Origin of the sequence: Schlesneria sp., assembly GCF_036405755.1 — a bacterium.
Lineage (GTDB): Bacteria > Planctomycetota > Planctomycetia > Planctomycetales > Planctomycetaceae > Schlesneria > Schlesneria sphaerica.
This window is the reverse complement of the sequence record NZ_DASWWZ010000528.1, coordinates 1-2,204: the sequence shown is the minus strand read 5'-3', so window position 1 is coordinate 2,204 and position 2,204 is coordinate 1. Positions and strand designations below refer to the sequence as shown.

Annotated in this window: 2 protein-coding genes; both read left to right on the top strand. The window is 54.4% G+C overall.

Annotated features, from left to right (window positions below; genetic code table 11):
* Positions 1–765 (top strand): IS256 family transposase (locus tag VGE80_RS17930; protein WP_440593612.1); only part of this gene is annotated, 765 nt, incomplete at its 5' end.
* Positions 766–951: 186 nt separating this feature from the next.
* On the top strand, positions 952–2,204 hold a 1,253-nt coding region (locus tag VGE80_RS17925; protein ID WP_440593611.1), incomplete at its 3' end, for a transposase.

The window sequence follows — 2,204 nt, the reverse complement described above, 5'->3', positions numbered from 1 at the left end:
CGCGACCTTTCCGGCAAGCATTACGTCTACGTCTGGGCCGATGGGATCTATGCCAATGTCCATTTGGAAGATGAGGCCAATACGCGCCAATGCCTGTTGGTTCTGATGGGAGCGACTGCCGGAGGGGAAAAGGAATTGATTGCGGTCGTTGATGGTTACCGAGAGTGCAAACAGAGTTGGATGGAACTGCTCCTGGGCCTGAAGCAACGAGGGCTATCGACCGATCCCAAACTGGCGATCGGTGAGGGAGCACTGGGCTTTTGGGCCGCTCTTTGTGAAGTCTTTTCTCAGACCCGAGAACAACGATGTTGGGGCCATAAAAAAGCCAACGTGCTCAACAAAATGCCCAAGAGAATTCAGTCCAAAGCCAAAGCGGACATCCATGAAATCTTGCAGGCCGCGACCCGCGAAATGGGCAATAAGGCGTTCGATCACTTTTTGCAAAAGTATGGTGCTAAATACCCAGATGCCTGTGAGTGTCTGAAGACGGATCGAGAGACCTTGTTGACCTTCTATGACTTGCCTGCCGAGCATTGGAGCCCTCTACGAACAACCGACCCGATTGAAAGCACCTTCGCCACAATCCGACTATTGCATCGCAAAACCAAAGGCAATGGAACCTGGCGAGCGAGCCTCACCATGAGGCTCAAGCTGGCTCAAGCCGCTCAAATGAATTGGCAGCGACTTAATGGAACAGAGTTAATCTCGTTTCTCATTCAAGGACGCATTTTCACTGACGGAGTTCTGCAGGTGATTGCCGCTTAATCCCGAGTTCCTAAAGCGCAACAATTGACAATGTCTTTTCGGCCACTCCGGAAGGTCAGTGACTGAAACTCCATTCCCTTCCTCCGTACTGCCCAGATCAAGACAAGATTGAATGCGTGTGGTAGGACCTTTATGCCAACGCCACGAGAAACCATATCAGACCAGCGATGCCTCGACTCCTGTCAGATGTCAAAAACTATCAGCGAAAGCGTCGACGAGTCACATAACAGCCTGCTGGCGGTGTCGCGGGGAAAGCGTGAATCAGCGAGTCAACGGGAATTCTGGTTGGAGACCGACCGACTGGCAACTGGTCCAGGTTATGTGTTTTACGACAAACTCAATCGCTTGCTCCGTGAACACGGGTTCGACCAGTTCGTCGAGCAGTTGTGCCAGCCGCACTACAAGAGTGGTGGCCGCCCTTCGATTCCTCCCGGTGTCTACTTTCGGATGCTGATGATCGGTTACCTGGAAGGGATCGATTCTCAGCGAGGTATCGCCTGGCGGTGCGAAGACTCATTGGCGCTGCGGCGTTTTCTGGGAATCAGTCTTTCGGAAGAGACTCCTGACCACAGCAGTCTGACTCGTATCCGTGATCGGTTACCGCTGTCGGTTCACGAGGAAGTGTTTCAGTACATCCTGTTTGTGATCGAGGAACAGGGCCTACTGAAGGCCAGGACGGTCGGAGTGGACTCAACCTACCTGGAAGCGAATGCGGCGATGAAGTCCATTATCCGCAAAGACACGGGGGAAGACTGGAAGGCGTACCTGAAGCGGTTGATGAAGGAAGAGGGCCTGCTGGGAGAGGGAGATGACGACCCAACGGATGAGGAGCTGCGGCGGTTCGACCAGCAGCGGGCGAAACGAGGAAAGAAGAAGGTCTCCAACGACGAATGGGCCTCACGTACCGATCCTTCCAGTAAGATTGTGAAGATGAAGGATGGGCGCACGCACTTGGGTTATAAGGCCGAGCACGTCATTGATCTGGAGAGTGAAGTTATCCTGTCTGCGACCGTTTACACGGGGACGGAAGGGGATTCGCAGACATTACTGGCGAGCGTTCTGACGGCTCAAACACACCTGGAACAGAGCGGCAGTTCCCTGAAGATTGAAGAGGTGGTGGCTGACAAGGGGTACCACACGAACGAGCAGTTAGCCGGGGCAGAGGAGATGGACCTGCGGACCTATATCCCGAAGCCGAAGTCCCGTTACCGCCGTCGCTGGAAAGACAAACCTGTCGAGCAGCATAGGGCGGTGGCAAACAACCGCCGCCGGATGAGTCGGGCGAAGGGAAAGAGCTTGCAGCGTGCTCGCAGCGAGAAGGTGGAGCGAAGTTTTGCCCACGTCTGTCAGACCGGGGGATCTCGAAGAACATGGCTACGAGGCCTGGCCAAGATCAACAAACGCTATCTGATGGTGGCTGCCACCCGGAATCTGGGAAT